This is a genomic window from Flavobacterium hungaricum (assembly GCF_015182285.1).
In the GTDB taxonomy this organism is placed as follows: Bacteria; Bacteroidota; Bacteroidia; order Flavobacteriales; family Flavobacteriaceae; genus Flavobacterium; species Flavobacterium hungaricum.
This window is the reverse complement of the sequence record NZ_PRDM01000001.1, coordinates 277,666-295,030: the sequence shown is the minus strand read 5'-3', so window position 1 is coordinate 295,030 and position 17,365 is coordinate 277,666. Positions and strand designations below refer to the sequence as shown.

The following is a 17,365-nucleotide window of genomic DNA, read 5'->3' as shown; positions in this document are numbered from 1 at the left end:
TTAAATTTATCTTTGTAAAAAAAAAATGAAATGGAAGAAGCCGTTATATACGTAAGAGTAAGTACTAAAGATCAAAATAGCGATCGTCAAATTTTAGACTTAAAAAAATATTCTAAAGAACTTGGATTAAAGGTCGTTAATATATTTTCAGATAGTATAAGTGGATACAAAAAAGGCTTTAATGATAGAGAAAATTTTAACTTAATGATTGAATACATCAACAAAAATAAAATCAATCATGTTCTTGTATCGGAATTAAGTAGAATAAGTCGACAATATATACAAACAGTAAATTTTATTGACGATTGTAGCAATAAAAGAATAAATATTCATATTCATAAAGAGAAATTATCAACGCTTAATGCAGATGGCAGTGTAAACTATCTTGTTCAGATGATGGTAGGATTGTTATCTTCTATAGCAACGCAGGAATCTGAAACATTAGGCTATCGTATAAAATCTGGAAGACAGTCAGAAGCTTTAAAAGGAAAATCCTACCATGGGATGCTATATGCATACGATAAAAAAGATGGTTATCCAGTGATAAATGAAGAAAAGGCTGTAGTAGTTAGAAAAATGTACGATATGCTCCTGCAAGGCTTAGGTTGTCGAAAAATTGCAAATTACTTAAACGAAAACTATAAAGACCAAAGAAAGTGGTCTAGCGCATCTGTTCATTCAATTGTAACAAATCCATTTTATAAAGGTCAGAGACGATACCTTGATTTAATTATTCCTGCTCCCGCAATTGTTAGTGAAGACGTATTTGATCGTGCCCAAACATTTATCAAGGAGAGATTTAGATTTGTTTCTGAAGCTAAACATATCAACCCGTTCGCATCATTTATATTTTGCCAGTGCAAAGCAACATTCATTCAGACTATTAATGACAAAAACAGAACCGATTTATATAAATGTAGTGCTTCATGCGGAGTAAAGAGTGTAAATAGGGCCTACTTAATATCTGAAATTAAAGATTGGCTTGAACACATAGCAAAAAGATCTCAAGACAAGCAAGAACGAGCTAAATTTAATAATCAAATTAAAGTTAACGAAGCCACTATTGAGATCAACAAAGTTCGTATCTCGCAACTTAAAAAAATGTCACAAAAAAACTATGATTTATTTACTGCTGAACTAATAGAAGAAGCTCAATTTGATGAGGCATTATCGAGATATAATAGTGAGATATTGAAATTGAGTGAAAACAATTCAAAGCTTACCGAAGCCAATAACTCTATTCACATAGGTTTAGAAAATGAAATTTTTCACTACAGCGATAATTTGGAAATTTTCAAAAGTCAGATTTTACCTATCATGGAAGACATAATAGTAGATGAGAAATTCTGCACTGTCCATTTAAAAGGTTTTTCAATGTTTTACTTTGAAATTTATCGTGGACATGACCTTCAACTCTATAGAAATCATTTGAAAAAATTTGGAAAGACAGTTCCTTTCAAACCCCGTGTTATTTATGATGATGATTCTAACCTTCAAGAATTAATTGAAAATTACTTAAACCCATATTAACAAAAAAGCTTTTAAAAAACACAAACAATTAATAAACAAGCCATTAAGAAAAACCTTAAAAATACATACAATAGGTAAAATTGCATAATTGAAAGTAATAACTCTATTTATTGTTCAGACTTAACACAAATAAAAAAGGACATTAAAAAATGTCCTTTAAAACTTTAAAATCCTGTAAATTTAAACCTTATCAAATAATTTTTTTACTTGTTTTTGAGTCAGATAATAACCCATTGCGTATATTCCATTTTTCTCGACACCAAATTTTACCGATTTTGTTCCCATTAATTTTGTAAATCTAAAGATAATCTTAGTATTGTCCTTTGTAGTCATTATCATGTTCTCATCTTCACTAAACTGTTCTTTAGAAAATTTATCAGATAGAGCTTGATATAATTCTTCATATTCTGAATTAGTTAAATTAAAAAAAACAGGCACTTTAATCTGCTGATACTTAGAGTCGTCAAATTGGAAAATAGAGATATTCTCAAATCTATCACAACTAATTAAAATTGCACCAAAAGAACCAACTTTTGTTTGCTTTAATGGTTTAGGAACTTCGCTTATTTGTGAAATTGCAGTTGTTGACATGAAACATATCATTAAAAAAGTAAATAGTTTTTTCATCTTTTTGATCGTAAATATTAAGTATTAAAGTTATTTGTTCAAACATTAGTCAGTTACAATGTTGACACATATGTTTACCTAGACAGCGAAAATAACAATTAATATTGACTTTATGTCAATAGATCTGTCAAAAACGAAAAAAGAATTTGGGCTCAATATAAAAAGGATACGGGAGTCAAAAGGGTTAACACAATTAGACCTCGCCACAACTATGAATAACATAGATTCAGCATCCTTTGTTGATAAGACAACTATTTCTAGAATAGAAAATGCTCGAACAAATGTCACTCTCTCTACTATCATTAAGCTATCTCTAGCACTTGGAGTTGATGCAAAAAAATTATTTGATTTTGATAAAATCTGAAATTATTTTACACTAAATTTTACTCGTTTTTTGTAAGAAAAATACTTTTAAGGAAGTGGTTTGTAATTTATTAATTATCAACCCCTTACCTTTACTCCACCCATAAGATAGAAAACAAACCCCGAAAAAAAAAAATTGGGTTTATAAAAAGGTTTTAAAAGATAGCTATATATAAGTAGTATTGCAAGGAAGTATAAGCAAGTAATACTGAAGATAATATTCCGCTCATTTTTGATCGGAATAATTTAATTTATCATCACAGCTTTATTTCGGACATTTTGGTCTAGAATAAATTTAAATCTAAATATACACCAATATAACTTAAAAATCTCACCGTCTTCGCATATTTTAAAATATTCCTAAAATTCATTTTAAAGCCATTTTAAGCGATTTAAATATATTTTTAATACACATTGTCAAAGCAACAACAAAAAGACCTTTAAACAACTTAAAAATGATTGTTTAAAAATAGAAAAGAATTGAATATGCCTAATAGTTGTATTATTTTAAATTTAATAAAAAATCTCCAAAGACCTGCAATCAATTGATTATCAGATTCGCCAAAAACGGCAAGCCTGATAATCAATCCGTTACAAAAATCCCTACTACTATCAATTATTCATTAAGTAAAAGTTACAATCTCAAGTGTTTAACAATTACATTAGTGCAAATTTAGAGTATACTTATACACTTCACATATTTAAGAGCATCACAAAGACCAAAACTGATAAAAATTATGTGCAAAATACACTATTCTAAATTTGCACAAAAAATCTTTACAACTTACCTTTACACCTTTCCAATTGAAATAAACCATTTAAAAATGAAAGCAAGATATATTAGAGTCAGTACATCATCACAATCAACACGTCGCCAGTTAACCAAAAGCCATCCTGATGAGCTTTTATATATTGACATATGCTCGGGATCAATTCCTTTCAACGAAAGACCAGAAGCAATAAAATTAAACAATGCTATCACAACAGGCAAAATCAGCGAATTAAGCGTATCAAGCGTTGACCGTTTGGGTCGCAATAGCTTTGATGTCCAATCAACATTAAATCGACTCGACAAAGACAAAATAAACGTACACATCGACAATCTAGGCATATGTTCAATAGCTAACGGAAAATCCAACTCGATATTTAAAATAATAACTGATGTACTAGCAAATGTTGCCACTATGGAGCGTGAAGCTTTATTAGAAAGACAACGTGAAGGCATCAAAGCCGCTATTGCCAAAAACCCAAATACATATAAAGGCAGAATAAAAGGAACTACCGAATCCGATGATGAGGTTCTAACCAAACACAAATCCCTAGTAAAGATTATAAAATCAAATCCAAACTCATCTTTACGCGACTTGTCAAAATTATCATTTGACAAAGATAAAAACTATAAAGCATCGCCAAATACTGTTAGAAAGATTAAAAACATAATAGATAATATAAAAAAGATATAAATTTATGGAAATATTTTTTCAATAAAACACAAGTAAAAAATCAATCTTTATTAAATCTAAACCTTATACGTCCAACCTCTTTCCATTGCAAGATCACGAAGTTTTTGTGACTTTTTTTTAAGAGCACCTTTTGTACTCACACCATTGAAATCAATATAACAATGACCATCAAAAGGATAATCATTCTCAACCGATGAAAGATCTCCAACCTCATCTACTTCTGAAATACTTACAGAGAGAGTCCCAACGGAAGAACATTCAGGATTACATAAAAAATGAGTATATGATTCTTCTGCTGAAAATTTTTCACCATTATACACTGACAAATGTCCCTCATCTTTTGGCGTAGGTGAAAACACCTGAGATGTTGCAAATACCTGAAGAGACACAATATTATTTTGAATCCAATTTGGATGTACCTGTCTATGCAAAAGTGTTTTTTCAGTCATTACTTAGCTTTTTGAATAATTTGATTAATTTTTGTCCAATCTTCTACTACTTTCAAGTTTAACTCCACTTCTAAGTCGTTAAGATCATTTAACATATCAAAATAGTACAACGTCGAATTAAAATCCAAAAGACTAACCTCTAGCGAGATTGAAATATCTTTAATTTTCCATTCTAATAATAAGTCCCCTTTCAACGTAGGAAATATAGCAGGAAGAGGAAGATCATCTCCATAATTCAAAAAGAAAAAATCTTCAAATGTATTCAAAGCGTTATTATTCAATCTTTCCCCCTCTTCGCCATTATACCAATTATCTTCTAATTGAGAAAGTTGACGAAGACGAATAGAAACATCAAAAGGATCCAGCAAATCAATAGAATCAATCCTATCAATCTGAATCAATTTCATATTTTCATTAAAAGTACCAATTCCTTTAAGAGAAACATAACATTTGTCATCATAACCTTGAAGGGCTGTTAGAACAGTATCTTGAAAATCTTTGCGCAATCTAAATTCCAACGTCGGAGATAAACTATCCAACTCTATTTGAAACTTTTTCTTTTTTTTATCTACAGAAGGAATCAGCACAATTTCATTAACCACATCACTATATTCCGATTTATCACTTCTTGATAAAAGGATTTTCTGTCTTGTTACTTTATTAAACACGACATTTCTAGAAGATCCTGAATCATTAATAAAATCAATTGATTCATCATCTCTTAAATTCCTTCCTATCCGATTGAAATAGTTTAAAAATTTAGGATTTAAATCAGACACATCACCCTGATTTGCACTTTCAACCAACTCATAAACTTTATCACGAGCACTTTCAAAATACCTAAAGTAATCATTACTAACATCAGGAAGTGTAGGGTTTGATAAATTAATCGCCGCTACAAGAAGAAAATTCGGTATAACACTTCCATCATCTAACCTAGAGAGCTTAAGTGAAACATTCTCCGTGAAATGATTAGGAACCCTTTTTCTTTCAGGGTTTTGATCAATATAAATCTTTTTTGCCAAATCAAAAATCAGCTCTTCCAGAACAGAAAAATCCTCCATAATACTCACAGGGAGCCTATGATCTTCAAATCTTTGACCTTTTAATTTAGGTCTCATGAATACTTTTTCTAAACTCATTTAGATTATTTTGAGACACAATATTATAAAAAAAAACTAATCAATCAATTTTTTTACTAAATAATCAATATCGGTAAATGGATTTAATTCATAAATGGGCTTATTACTTTCTTCACTGTTCCTTATTTCTTCACGAAGCCATTCAGCATTTGAAATAGCTTTTCTCAGATTAGCAGGTTTCATTAAAACATTCATCATATCCTCAAAATCTTTAGGGCTATTACTTTTTGAATAATTCACCAACGGAGTATTGGTACGTATATAACCACATAAACACGTTTGCCCCTTACAACCTATATCTTTATTACAACCTAACGGCTCATCTTTCTCATCTTTACAATCTGTAACTAAAAATTCCTTTTTATTTTTCTCAAAATGCAAAATAATCCAATGCTCAAATGAACGGCTACTAAATCCAATATTGACCACCTTATCGTTTGTCAACTCTAAAGCTTTTTCAGACGCTTCTTTATGAAATGGATGATCATCTTTATCATAAACCGCCCATAATTCCTCATATATTCGTTGCTCTTCTTCCAACATTTGCGCCAAAGCAACAAAACGCAAAGGAACCGCCTTTACATTTTCATATTTTTCAAACCCCTCTTTTTCACCATATAAATAAGAACATAACTTCAGTAAAACATTTTGATCTGATATTTTTCTCTTATTTGGATTAATAAAACTCTTCTTCTTTCTTTTCGCAAGTGAAGTTTGAGCTGGTATTGGAATATCTTTTGGAATTGTGACATTAGTTGAAACCTCAACAGTATCCCACACCCCTCTAGGAATCGATATTTTTTCCCCAATATATTGAAAGTAATCATACTCCGTCTTAGTTCCTTCACAAACTATCAAAATACTTCTATTAATCTTCCTTTTCCTCATGTCCTCCTTTAGTTATATAAGGAATAGCACCAAACTTTCCTCCCAAATACCATTTTTCAAAAGGTATATCTTCTCTAACCCCATCAAAATCTTGAGCTGAAAAAAGTTCTGTTTGTCCATTTTCTTTTTTTTGTGTAAACCAAATTTGATCTGAACGAAACTCTTTATTCAATAAATAAGTTTCATGAGTAGTAAATATCAACTGTGCATTTGACAGGTTACTCTCCTGAAAAAAATTAACCAACAACTTTGTAACTAAAGGATGAAAACTACTATCCAATTCATCAAAAAATATAACCCCTCCCTGATTAATAGTTTTTACAATCAGACCACCTAAAGCAAACAACTTATTAGTTCCAAAAGACTCATTAAAGAAAGGTAAATTGTGTTTAGCAACAATATTATTTCTTTCATAAACATTATGTTCCCCATAAAGAATTTCTCGCCTTCTCACTGTCGAAATTGGCTCACCAAGAACTGTATTTACCTCTCTTTCCCCTCTCTTAGTATCATCAATAAGCAAAGCTTGAATTTGTGTATCAGCCTGTCTGATTAGTTCCTCAATTTGAGGAACCAACACTTTATTGTCCGATTCCTGCAAAAATTCTTTTACATACTCCGCTAAACGCCTAACAACACCAGACTCTGTCACATTCCAAATTTCAATTTCATCAAAAAACGTAAATACAGGGGAAATATCCGTATGATAGTTTTCTGCTTGACCAAAAATTGAAAGCAAAGGTATTTTTTTGTAAACTTTATATTTTTTATAATTAAAATTCTTTCCTAGTTTTCCTATATGAATATTTTCATCATGCAGATCTTTTTCTTTCCCACGATTAAATATTATTTGAGATTTTATACTTGGAAAATGATGAAGAGATTCCTCAACTATTTCATGCTGATTGAACGCTAATTTATATTGATATTTTTTCTTATCCTTACTTAGAAAAATAATTTCAAATTCAACTGGTTCATTATTTGATTTTGTATTAAATAAAAAAGGATCATATGCTGGAATAGGTCTGTCAATCTTCAATATTCGAGAATCAACAATTAACATCCTTATTTCAAATAATGCACGAATAACATTTGATTTACCAGATGCATTAGCACCAAAAATACCAGCAGTTTTAGTCAACTTAACATTACTACCATTATTTAAATCGACATCAAAAATATTATTAGGCCTACTCTTAGCCCCACTAGCAATCATCGCAAATGATTGCTTCTCGCAAATCGAGCGATAATTCGATATAGAAAACTCCAAAATCATCCCTAAAGTTTTTAAAAATTATTATTTTTAGTAAAATTACGCATTTCAAGGATTAAAAAGAAACCTGAAAGGCTTTTTTTATTAACTAATTTAAAAGAAATATGTTTTGGAATTCACAGTATTAAGCATCTTCATCGTCTCTTTTACCCGTACTTTTTAAATTATAAATTCAAAAAAATCTACAATATGGCAAATAGAAAAATATTTCAAATAAGACAATAGCCACAAATAATTACAATGTAAATTTGCAACTTTTATTTTTTAAATATAAGTTTGATAAATTATTAAGCAAGTTAATACAATGATAAAATGGTTTGACAGCTATATTAGCTACTTTGTTTATGGTTTTGGTATCATAACAGTGGTATTGGCTTTTATTGCCACAAAATTAGAAAAAGATACAACTAATCAAAGACGAATACGTATTGCCTCTAAACTAACATTACTAGTAGCTTTTATAGGTGCAATTACACTGTTATTTCAATGGCGTAAAGATATTGTATCTGATAGAGAACATACTGCAGAAATTGATAGTTCCAAATCTCAAGGCGAAACAATAATCAAAAAGGCAGATACAATAAGTGAATTACAAAGGTTCTTAAGAGATAGTGTTTCCACAGTAATCAAAAAGCAAAATTATTCTATTGAGAAACTAAATTCATCCATTGTCATACAAAACAATATTGTAATTAAGCAAAGAGAAACTATCGACAGAATAATGGGGTCTGGCTATCCAATTTGTGAGTTCCTTCAAAAGGATAATAAAAAACATTACTTAAATGTTACTAATAGCGACTATAAATCTGGCAGCAGTTTTGATACTAATTTAATAATATATGATTTCAGCAAATTGAAAGCCAGTAATTTTCGATATGAAAACGGCAGAGCCTTCTATTCATTAGATTCATTAAATAAATATTCGACTAGAATTCCATCGTTCAATTTAGCTACAAATGTAATGCAAGCACTAGAATACGAGTTTAACAATGATAACTTACCAAAATTTTATTGCATTAAAATAATTACAAGAAATATCAGCATCTTTCAATATTCTATTCTCCAGAAATATAACAATCAAGTATATCATTCCTATAAAATATATAAGTTTGGCAAAAAGTGGGAACTTTTAAAAACTTATAATACAAGCTTTATACCTCCTGATAGCTGGGAACAATTATTCCCTATAGGTAGAGATATTGTTACCGAATACTACTAAAGGTTAATAAATTTTAAACACAAAAAATGCCTCGTTAAGATCCAATCTAAAAAAAATCTAAAAATTAGAAAGGGATTATAAACTTTAAATATCAATCTGCAATATTCCAAATAAAAAATCTTTTAAAATTCTATCATATGCTCGAGCCGAAAGGTTCAGTCTTTCCATTGCCGTTTTTAATAATTGCTTTGAAGGCTCGTCCAAAACACAATATTCACGGATTAATTTACTGCTCATCTGCGCATTGTAATGTACATTTTCTATATTTTCAAAGCGTTTGGTTTGGATCTCGCGAGCGGCTGTAACACGTTTTCGGATTTCGACACTGCTTTCTGCTTTTCGTTCGTCGGCTAATTTCTCAAACGGAACGGGTGTTACTTCGATATGAATATCGATTCGGTCTAAAAGCGGTCCAGAAATTTTACTCAAATAACGCTGCATTTCGTGAGGCGAAGAAGTATTGGGAGCACTTGGATCATTAAAAAAACCACTTGGACTTGGGTTCATACTCGCCACCAGCATAAATGACGACGGATAGGTAATGGTAAATTTAGCACGCGAAATCGTCACTTCACGATCTTCTAAAGGCTGACGCATTACTTCTAGCACATCTCGTTTAAATTCGGGTAATTCATCCAAAAACAAAACGCCGTTGTGTGCCATCGAGATTTCTCCCGGCTGCGGATAACTCCCCCCGCCAACCAGCGCCACATTAGAAATAGTATGATGCGGACTTCTAAAAGGCCTCTGATTCATCAGCCCAACTTCTTTTAATTTTCCCGCCACACTGTGTATTTTGGTGGTTTCTAACGCTTCACGCAATGTCATGGGAGGCAGAATACTTGGAACTCTTTTAGCAAGCATTGTTTTTCCAGCTCCCGGCGGACCAATCAAAATGATGTTGTGACCACCTGCAGCCGCAATTTCCATACAGCGTTTGATGCTCTCCTGTCCGCGTACGTCAGAAAAATCAAATTCGGGAAAATCTAAGGTTTTGTAGAATTCTGCTCGAGTGTCGATTACGGTAGGCTGCAATGTACCTCTTCCGGCAAAAAAATCAATTACTTCTTTGAGATTGGTAACGCCGTAAACATCGAGACCCGCTACAATTGCAGCCTCTTTTACGTTTTGAACGGGAAGAAAAAATCCTTTGTAACCTTCTTCTTTAGCTTTGATCGCTATCGGAAGCGCACCGCGAATGGGCTGTAAACTTCCATCTAGCGAAAGTTCTCCCATGATAATATAACGTTCTATTTCTGGAGCTTTTATTTGAGCAGAACCTACCAAAATTCCCATTGCGAGTGTCAAATCATACGAAGAACCTTCTTTTCTGAGGTCGGCGGGCGCCATATTAATGGTAATTCTTTTCCCTGGCAGATTGTAACCGTTATTTTTTAGTGCGGCCGCAATTCTAAAACTGCTTTCTTTTATAGCACTATCAGGAAGTCCAACTAAATGATAACCAATCCCTGTATCCATATGAACTTCTACTGTAATTGTCGTGGCTTCGACTCCAAAAACAGCACTTCCGTAAACTTTTGTAAGCATAAATAAATTCTTATAAAAAAGTAAAAGTATCTAATTAAACGGAAGTAAAAAATAATATTTGTAAATATTTTTTTACATTAATATGCGTGGTATCTGGATGCAGGGAAATATTGAAATCTTATTAAGAAGTGAGACTATTTAAAAAAAATTGCTGATAAAGAAATAGAATATGCTGGATATGGTTATGCTTGTAAGAGAAAACCTTTATAATTCTAATACAATTTGTTTTTTTAATATCTTTTAAATCTTAAATTAATCGAACTAACGTTTCATTATTATAAAAGTTGTTTGTTGTATATTATTATTCTTTTATCCCAATTTCATCAATTGCTTTATAATTACTTTTTTTCTTTCTGATTAATTTCAAACCAAATTTTACTAAAAAGTATGTAATAAGAACATAAAGCACAAAACAAGTAATAAGGGCAATTGCACCACCTGGAGCACCCACAAACCCATCTTCAAATTTTTTCCTGCATCTTTCAAATTGAATTGGAAATGCATAGAACGCAGGAAAACAAAGTAAAACCGCTAATAGTAATAGTATAACACCAACTATTTTCTTTAATATATTCATTTTTATTTTGGGTTTAATTCCATTACCAGATCATTTTGATAGCATTAATTCTATTTTGTAATGCATTATATAGATTTTCTTGAACTACGATTAAATCTTGGTAAACTCCATTACTATTATAGTTTTCGATACCAGAAGCTTTAAGTGATTTCTTTAAATCTTTTCTTTGTTTTGCATTAAAATCATAAGCTGCTTTTAAGTCTGCAATTACCATAGCAGTCAATTATTGTTATTTTGAAGGTAAATGTAAGCGAGATTTAGTATTAATAATTCGTTGGGGAATTAATTATTTTAAACGTTCCCAAAGCACGTTTAATCGCAATCTAAATTAATTTCTACTACCAACCAGACATTCCTACGGAATGCTTTTTTATTTATAGATTCTATTCGTTAACTAACCATTTTTCATCATTCAAATCACTTTCATATTCAGCTGTTCCTTCAAAACCATATTCTTCAAGCTTTTTTAAATAAGGCGTGTAATCAAAAAACGGTTCATTCCATCCCTCAAGTTCCCAGATATCCTCAATTACTGATGCCATCCATCTTGGCGGGGGAGAATATTTTTTAAAATAATCAATTTTTTGTTCTGTTGTTTTAAGATTTTCTTCGAACCAAATGTAATAACAGTCCCGAAATTCGTCACCACTTCCGTATCTCCAAACAATACTATAGGGATGTGAGTCTGGTTTGAAAATCCAATGAGGAGGTACTTCTCCATATTTCTGAACAAACTCATTGATTTTATTTGCAAGGTATTCTGTTTTCTCAATCATATCATTATACTATTAACTAAATACCTAAAATGTTAAACCAATCTGCGTTTTAATCTCCTCCACTATTTCACTCAAATCCAAACAATTTTGATGTGACCAAAGTGAGCTTTCAATCTGATTGCTTCGAATACAATTATGACATTCGATAATTTCGTGCGTATATCCTTTTCCAAGAACGGGAAACGTGAAAACAGCTTCTTCATTATTTTTAAGTAACGAATATCCATCTGCAACATACCACGGCGAATTAATTTCTATTCTTCCCTTTGTACCGCTTATCGAAGCTTTCAAATCGGAATCTGAAACTATTGATGCATGCAAAACAGCCTGCGCCGATTTATATTGAAGAATCATTGAGGTTTGAAGATCAATATCATTTTTATGTTTTATCGATTTGGCAATTATTTCTTTTGGTTTTCCTAAAAGTAAATACGATAAAAACAAAGGATAAACACCGATGTCAAAAAGTGCTCCTCCTCCCATTTCTTTATCAAAAAGGCGTTGGTTGTCGGTTTCACTTCCGTAAAAAGCAAAATCGGCTTTTATGTAGTTTAGTTCTCCTATTTCTTTCGTATTCACTTTTTGCAAAATATCTTGAATTGCAGGAATAAAACGTGTCCAGAATGCTTCCATAAAAAATTTATTGTGTTTTCTAGAAGCCGCAGTCATTCGAACGGCATCATTATAAGATAATGCCATTGGCTTTTCGCACAAAACATGTTTACCCTTTTCTAACGCTCTGATTGCTAAATCGGTGTGCGAATTATGGGGCGTAGCTATATACACAATGTCAATTTCTTCGTCATTAAATAAGGCTTCATAAGAATCGTAACTTTTCGCAGCATTGTATTCAATTGCAAATGCTGCGGCTTTGTTTTTGTCTCTTGATGCACAAGCGGTTAAAACAGCATCATTTAGTAAGAGTAAATCGGATGCAAACTGACCAGCAATATTTCCGAGGCCGACAATTCCCCATTTTACTTTTTTATTTTCCATTCCTAAAATTGTTTAGAGACTTTTACTTAAAGCCATTATTTAAATATTCGCTAAAATTAAAAATAAAACATTTCAAAAAAACAAAACGGTTATAACATATATTTCATATTTTTAGCAGCAAAATTGAAAATACCATATGAAAAAAGCCCTACTCTTATTCTTTTTGAGTGTTTTTTTAACAAAAACCTATGCTCAAGATTATTTCCCTGTTAATGAAAGTGTGCACAATCAAAACAAAAACTTTACTGTTTTAACGAATGCCACTATTTATGTAACTCCGACTCAAAAAATTGAAAAAGGATCTTTGTTGATCCAAGACGGTAAAGTAATTGCTGTTGGAACAAGTATTACTGTTCCTAAAAACAGCATTACGATTGATCTTTCAGGAAAAACAATTTATCCTTCTTTTATTGACATTTATACCACTTTTGGTATCGAAAAACCAAAAAGCAATCTGCCTCCGGGCCGTAACCGAAATCAGAGTTACGACACTAAAAAAACGGGATATTACTGGAACGAAAGTGTACGACCTGAAGTTAATGGTTATGAAGCTTTTAAATACGACCAGCCAAAGGCAGATGAATTACTAAAAGCCGGTTTTGGAGTGGTAGGAAGCCACGTTCCTGACGGAATTGCTCAAGGAACTGGTATTTTGGTTGCCCTAAACAATACAGACAACAAAAACCAGATTATTGCCAATAAGGTTACCAATCACTTTGCATTTACAAAAAGTGCCTTGACTGCTCAGGCGTATCCAAGTTCTTTAATGGGTATGATGGCGTTACTTCGTCAGATGTACTTGGATTTAGACTGGTACAAAAAAGGAAATTCTGAAACCAAAGATTTGTCATTGGAAGCTTTGGCAGCTAACGAAAAACTGGTTCAGATTTTTGCTTCAGAAGATAAATTGAATAGTTTGAGAGCGGCTAAAATCGCAAAAGAGTTCAATTTAAATTACATCTTGAAAGGAAGCGGAAACGAATTTGAAAGAATTGAAGAAATTAAAAATACGAATGCCAAATATATCATTCCGATCAGTTTCCCAGAAGCTTATGATGTTTCTAATCCGTACTTATCCAATCAGATCGAATTGGCCGATATGCGTTTTTGGAATCAGGCTCCAGCCAATTTAAAAGTACTTTCGGATAACGGAGTTGTATTTGCGCTTACCACAGATAAATTAAAAAAGATAGAAGATTTTAAACCTAATTTATTAAAAGCAATAAAATATGGTTTTGATAAAACAAAAGCTTTAGAAGCTTTAACTACTGTTCCTGCCGCTCTTTTAGGAAAAAGTAATGAAGTGGGAAGTCTAAAAGCTGGCAGTTATGCTAACTTTATCATTACTTCTGGTGAAATTTTTGACGAGAAAACGGTTTTATACGAAAACTGGGTTCAAGGATCTAAATTTGTTGTAAATGACCTTAACGCAAAAGACATTCGCGGTAATTACGATTTAACGGTTGGAAAAGATACTTACAAATGGAAAATCGATGGAACTGCTGAGGCTCAAAAATCGGAGATTACTACAACAGATTCTAAGAAAGTAAAAAGTACTTTTTCTATCGCCAAAAACTGGATTACTCTGGTAATCAAACCAGCAGATACTATCAAATCTAGTTTTACACGTTTGACAGGATTGATCGAAAACCCATCTAATTTGTCTGGTAAAGCAATTTTATCAAACGGAGATGAATTGGTTTGGAATGCTGTTAAAACAAGTGCTTTTACAGCAGTAAAAGATACTGCTAAAGCAGAAAAACCAAATCCATTAATGCCAATAACCTATCCGAACGTTGCTTTTGGAGAAACTAAAAAACAAACAGCGCAGACTTTATTATTTAAAAATGCTACTGTTTGGACAAACGAAAAAGAGGGTATTTTGACTGAAACGGATGTTTTAATTAAAAACGGAAAAATTGCTGCAGTGGGCAAAAATCTTTCTGATGCAGCTGCAACGGTAATTGACGCTAAAGGAAAACACCTTACAAGCGGTATTATTGACGAACACTCGCATATTGCGATTTCTAAAGGGGTGAACGAAAGCGGGCACAACTCTACTGCCGAGGTAACGATTCAGGATGTTGTAAACTCTGAGGATATCAATATTTACAGAGATTTAGCAGGAGGTGTGACTATTTCTCAATTATTACACGGATCTGCAAACCCAATTGGCGGTCGTTCTGCAATCGTCAAATGGAAATGGGGATCTTCTCCAGAAGAAATGCTTTATAAAAACCAGCCAAAATTCATCAAATTTGCTTTGGGTGAAAACGTAAAACAAGCGAATTGGGGAATTGATAATCCGACTCGTTTTCCTCAAACCAGAATGGGTGTTGAACAAGTTTTTACCGATTATTTTCAATTAGCGAAAGAATATGATGAAAACTGGAAAAAATTCAACGCTGGTTCTAAAAAAGGAAAAGCACCAAGGGTAGATTTAGAATTACAGACTTTAGCAGAAATTTTAAACAAAGAGCGTTTTATTACCTGTCACTCGTATATAGAATCTGAAATTTTAATGTTGATGAATGTGGCTGAAAAATTCAATTTCAGAGTAAATACATTTACGCACATATTAGAAGGTTATAAAGTTGCCGATAAAATGAAACAACATGGTGTTGGAGCTTCTACTTTCTCTGATTGGTGGGCGTATAAATTTGAGGTAAACGATGCGATCCCTTTCAACGGACCGATTATGCACAATGAAGGATTGGTTGTAGCTTATAACTCTGACGACGCCGAAATGTCAAGACGTTTGAATCAGGAAGCAGCAAAAGCAGTAAAATACGGAAACGTTTCTGAAGAAGATGCTTGGAAATTTGTGACGCTGAATCCTGCCAAACTATTACATATCGACGATAAAGTGGGAAGTTTAAAAGCTGGTAAAGATGCGGATGTTGTTTTATGGAGTGAAAATCCGTTATCTATTTATGCTAAAGCTGAAAAAACAATTATCGAAGGAGTTGTTTATTTTGATATCGAAAAAGATGCTCAAAAACAATTGGCTATTACAAAAGAAAGAAATGAATTGATTGGGCAGATGCTGCAAGAAAAAAACAAAGGAAACAGCACACAGCAGCCAACACGAAAAGAGAAAAAAGAATACCACTGCGACACTCTGGAACAATGGTAAGAACTTTTAGAAAATTTGTAATACTTAATAGAGAAAAGATGACACACAAAAATATATACAAACTGGCCTTACTGTTTTGTGCTTCTGTACAACTGAGCGCACAGCAGATACCAGCGCCAAAACAATCCAAATCGGTTTTAATTTTAAATGCGGTAGCGCACTTAGGAAACGGAACCGTGATCCAGAACAGCGCAATCGGTTTTAAAGACGGAAAATTAACTTTAGTTGCAGATGCTTCAACAATCAGACTGGCAGAGAATGCTTATGATACAACAATTGACGCAGCAGGAAAACATGTTTATCCCGGTTTTATTGCACCCAATACCACATTGGGATTGGTAGAAATTGATGCCGTAAAATCTTCTAATGACGAAGAAGAAATCGGAAGTTTTAATCCGAATGTGAGAAGTATTATTGCTTATAATTCAGAATCCAAAGTTGTAGAAACGGTTCGTCCAAATGGCGTTCTTATGGCACAGATTACGCCGAGAGGAGGCACAATTTCCGGAACCTCATCTGTTGTACAATTAGATGCCTGGAGCTGGAACGATGCTATTTTAAAAGAAAATGATGGAATTCACCTAAACTTTCCATCTAGTTTTAAAAGATCTGGAAGCTGGTTTGAGCCAGGCATTATCGAACCAAATAAAGAGTATCCTAAACAAGCAGAAGCAGTAAATGCTTTTTTGATGAATGCTAAAGCGTATAACCAAGGGGCAGCAAAGGAAAGAAATATTGTCTTGGAAGCAGCAAAAGGTTTGTTTGACGGAACTCAAATTCTTTACATTCACGCAGATGAAGAGAAACAAATTGTAGATGCTATCCAGCTGGCTGTTGCTAACGGGATAAGCAAAATTGTGATCGTAGGCGGTTTTGAAGCTTATAAAGCTGCTGATGTATTAAAAAAATACAATGTTGGTGTTTTATTAAGACGTGTTCACGATATGCCGACAAGTGCCGATCAAGATGTAAATTTACCATACAAAATGGCTAAAATATTAGTAGACAAAGGTATTCTTGTAGGTTTGGAAAACAGCGGCGATCATGAACGTATGAGTGTAAGAAACCTTCCATTTTTAGCGGGAACCTGTGCAGCATTTGGCCTTGATAAAGAAAAAGCAGTTCAATTGATTACTTCAAATACAGCAAAATTATTAGGTATTGATACCACCTGCGGCACTTTGGAAACGGGTAAAGATGCGACCTTGTTTATTTCTGACGGTGATGCTCTTGACATGAGAACAAATAAATTAACAACAGCTTTTATTCAGGGACGTACTATCAGCTTAGAAACTTTTCAAGTTAAATTAAACGATAAGTTTAAAGCAAAATACAACCAGAAATAATTTTAGCATTTCTTCTTATAAAAATGGCATCA

Annotated in this window: 15 protein-coding genes and 1 pseudogene; 6 read left to right on the top strand and 10 right to left on the bottom strand. The window is 32.5% G+C overall.

Annotation, left to right across the window (positions count from 1 at the left end):
- Window positions 1-30 precede the first annotated feature (30 nt).
- Window positions 31-1,530 carry a recombinase family protein gene (locus C4F50_RS01130; RefSeq protein WP_193844598.1) on the top strand — a complete coding sequence of 500 codons (1,500 nt, stop codon included), beginning with the start codon at window positions 31-33 and terminating at the stop codon, window positions 1,528-1,530.
- Between the two features lie 180 nt (window positions 1,531-1,710).
- Here the strand turns inward: C4F50_RS01130 and C4F50_RS01125 are convergent, their stop codons facing one another.
- Window positions 1,711-2,121, bottom strand: a complete 411-nt coding sequence (locus C4F50_RS01125; RefSeq protein WP_193844597.1) for a hypothetical protein — start codon at window positions 2,119-2,121, stop codon at window positions 1,711-1,713.
- A gap of 148 nt (window positions 2,122-2,269) precedes the next feature.
- Between C4F50_RS01125 and C4F50_RS25870 the strand changes: the two genes are divergently transcribed.
- Together C4F50_RS25870 and C4F50_RS01115 are read left to right on the top strand one after the other, a co-directional pair.
- Window positions 2,270-2,521, top strand: a complete 252-nt coding sequence (locus C4F50_RS25870) for a helix-turn-helix domain-containing protein (RefSeq protein ID WP_193844596.1) — start codon at window positions 2,270-2,272, stop codon at window positions 2,519-2,521.
- Window positions 2,522-3,344: 823 nt separating this feature from the next.
- On the top strand, window positions 3,345-3,983 hold the full coding sequence (locus C4F50_RS01115) for a recombinase family protein (protein WP_193844595.1): 639 nt from the start codon (window positions 3,345-3,347) through the stop codon (window positions 3,981-3,983).
- A 56-nt stretch (window positions 3,984-4,039) separates the two neighbouring features.
- On the opposite strand, the gene C4F50_RS01110 is transcribed toward C4F50_RS01115, so the two are convergent.
- The 4 genes from C4F50_RS01110 to C4F50_RS01095 are packed head-to-tail and all read right to left on the bottom strand — an operon-like array spanning window position 4,040 to window position 7,738.
- Window positions 4,040-4,432 (bottom strand): hypothetical protein, encoded by a 393-nt coding sequence (locus tag C4F50_RS01110; protein ID WP_193844594.1) that lies wholly within the window; start codon window positions 4,430-4,432, stop codon window positions 4,040-4,042.
- Window positions 4,432-5,574, bottom strand: coding sequence for a hypothetical protein (locus C4F50_RS01105; protein WP_193844593.1), 1,143 nt, complete (start codon window positions 5,572-5,574; stop codon window positions 4,432-4,434). Before C4F50_RS01105 ends, C4F50_RS01110 begins: the two co-directional genes overlap by 1 nt.
- A 36-nt stretch (window positions 5,575-5,610) precedes the next feature.
- Window positions 5,611-6,462, bottom strand: a complete 852-nt coding sequence (locus tag C4F50_RS01100) for an RloB family protein (RefSeq protein ID WP_193844592.1) — start codon at window positions 6,460-6,462, stop codon at window positions 5,611-5,613.
- A complete protein-coding gene (locus C4F50_RS01095; RefSeq protein WP_193844591.1) occupies window positions 6,443-7,738 on the bottom strand; it encodes an AAA family ATPase in 1,296 nt (431 codons plus the stop codon). The genes C4F50_RS01100 and C4F50_RS01095 overlap by 20 nt, the downstream gene beginning before the upstream one ends.
- 301 nt (window positions 7,739-8,039) lie before the next feature.
- Between C4F50_RS01095 and C4F50_RS01090 the strand changes: the two genes are divergently transcribed.
- Window positions 8,040-8,954: a hypothetical protein gene (locus tag C4F50_RS01090; protein ID WP_193844590.1), complete on the top strand. Its 915-nt coding sequence runs from the start codon at window positions 8,040-8,042 to the stop codon at window positions 8,952-8,954.
- 120 nt (window positions 8,955-9,074) lie between these two features.
- Here the strand turns inward: C4F50_RS01090 and C4F50_RS01085 are convergent.
- From C4F50_RS01085 to C4F50_RS01065, 5 genes and pseudogenes are all read right to left on the bottom strand, one after another.
- Window positions 9,075-10,502: pseudogene (locus C4F50_RS01085) on the bottom strand (YifB family Mg chelatase-like AAA ATPase); the annotation flags it as partial.
- Between the two features lie 301 nt (window positions 10,503-10,803).
- Entirely contained in the window at window positions 10,804-11,079 is a 276-nt protein-coding gene (locus C4F50_RS01080; protein WP_193844589.1) for a hypothetical protein, read from the bottom strand.
- Between the two features lie 22 nt (window positions 11,080-11,101).
- Entirely contained in the window at window positions 11,102-11,302 is a 201-nt protein-coding gene (locus C4F50_RS01075) for a hypothetical protein (protein WP_193844588.1), read from the bottom strand.
- Between the two features lie 160 nt (window positions 11,303-11,462).
- On the bottom strand, window positions 11,463-11,855 hold the full coding sequence (locus C4F50_RS01070; RefSeq protein WP_193844587.1) for a hypothetical protein: 393 nt from the start codon (window positions 11,853-11,855) through the stop codon (window positions 11,463-11,465).
- 24 nt (window positions 11,856-11,879) lie between these two features.
- Window positions 11,880-12,851: a Gfo/Idh/MocA family protein gene (locus tag C4F50_RS01065; RefSeq protein WP_193844586.1), complete on the bottom strand. Its 972-nt coding sequence runs from the start codon at window positions 12,849-12,851 to the stop codon at window positions 11,880-11,882.
- 136 nt (window positions 12,852-12,987) lie between these two features.
- On the opposite strand from C4F50_RS01065, the gene C4F50_RS01060 reads away from it, so the two are divergent.
- Window positions 12,988-15,987, top strand: coding sequence for an amidohydrolase family protein (locus tag C4F50_RS01060; protein WP_193844585.1), 3,000 nt, complete (start codon window positions 12,988-12,990; stop codon window positions 15,985-15,987).
- Window positions 15,988-16,025: 38 nt separating this feature from the next.
- Complete coding sequence (locus C4F50_RS01055) at window positions 16,026-17,333, top strand: amidohydrolase family protein (RefSeq protein ID WP_193844584.1); 1,308 nt, start codon at window positions 16,026-16,028, stop codon at window positions 17,331-17,333.
- Window positions 17,334-17,365 lie beyond the last annotated feature (32 nt).

What these genes read in the sequence shown, in the direction of transcription:
- C4F50_RS01060 (WP_193844585.1), top strand. Translation starts at nt 12,988, where the DNA reads ATGAAAAAAGCCCTACTCTTATTCTTTTTGAGTGTTTTTTTAACAAAA.
- C4F50_RS25870 (WP_193844596.1), top strand. Translation starts at nt 2,270, where the DNA reads ATGTCAATAGATCTGTCAAAAACGAAAAAAGAATTTGGGCTCAATATA.
- C4F50_RS01110 (WP_193844594.1), bottom strand. Translation starts at nt 4,432, where the DNA reads ATGACTGAAAAAACACTTTTGCATAGACAGGTACATCCAAATTGGATT.
- C4F50_RS01130 (WP_193844598.1), top strand. Translation starts at nt 31, where the DNA reads ATGGAAGAAGCCGTTATATACGTAAGAGTAAGTACTAAAGATCAAAAT.
- C4F50_RS01055 (WP_193844584.1), top strand. Translation starts at nt 16,026, where the DNA reads ATGACACACAAAAATATATACAAACTGGCCTTACTGTTTTGTGCTTCT.
- C4F50_RS01100 (WP_193844592.1), bottom strand. Translation starts at nt 6,462, where the DNA reads ATGAGGAAAAGGAAGATTAATAGAAGTATTTTGATAGTTTGTGAAGGA.
- C4F50_RS01105 (WP_193844593.1), bottom strand. Translation starts at nt 5,574, where the DNA reads ATGAGTTTAGAAAAAGTATTCATGAGACCTAAATTAAAAGGTCAAAGA.
- C4F50_RS01065 (WP_193844586.1), bottom strand. Translation starts at nt 12,851, where the DNA reads ATGGAAAATAAAAAAGTAAAATGGGGAATTGTCGGCCTCGGAAATATT.
- C4F50_RS01080 (WP_193844589.1), bottom strand. Translation starts at nt 11,079, where the DNA reads ATGAATATATTAAAGAAAATAGTTGGTGTTATACTATTACTATTAGCG.
- C4F50_RS01090 (WP_193844590.1), top strand. Translation starts at nt 8,040, where the DNA reads ATGATAAAATGGTTTGACAGCTATATTAGCTACTTTGTTTATGGTTTT.
- C4F50_RS01115 (WP_193844595.1), top strand. Translation starts at nt 3,345, where the DNA reads ATGAAAGCAAGATATATTAGAGTCAGTACATCATCACAATCAACACGT.
- C4F50_RS01070 (WP_193844587.1), bottom strand. Translation starts at nt 11,855, where the DNA reads ATGATTGAGAAAACAGAATACCTTGCAAATAAAATCAATGAGTTTGTT.
- C4F50_RS01095 (WP_193844591.1), bottom strand. Translation starts at nt 7,738, where the DNA reads ATGATTTTGGAGTTTTCTATATCGAATTATCGCTCGATTTGCGAGAAG.
- C4F50_RS01125 (WP_193844597.1), bottom strand. Translation starts at nt 2,121, where the DNA reads ATGTCAACAACTGCAATTTCACAAATAAGCGAAGTTCCTAAACCATTA.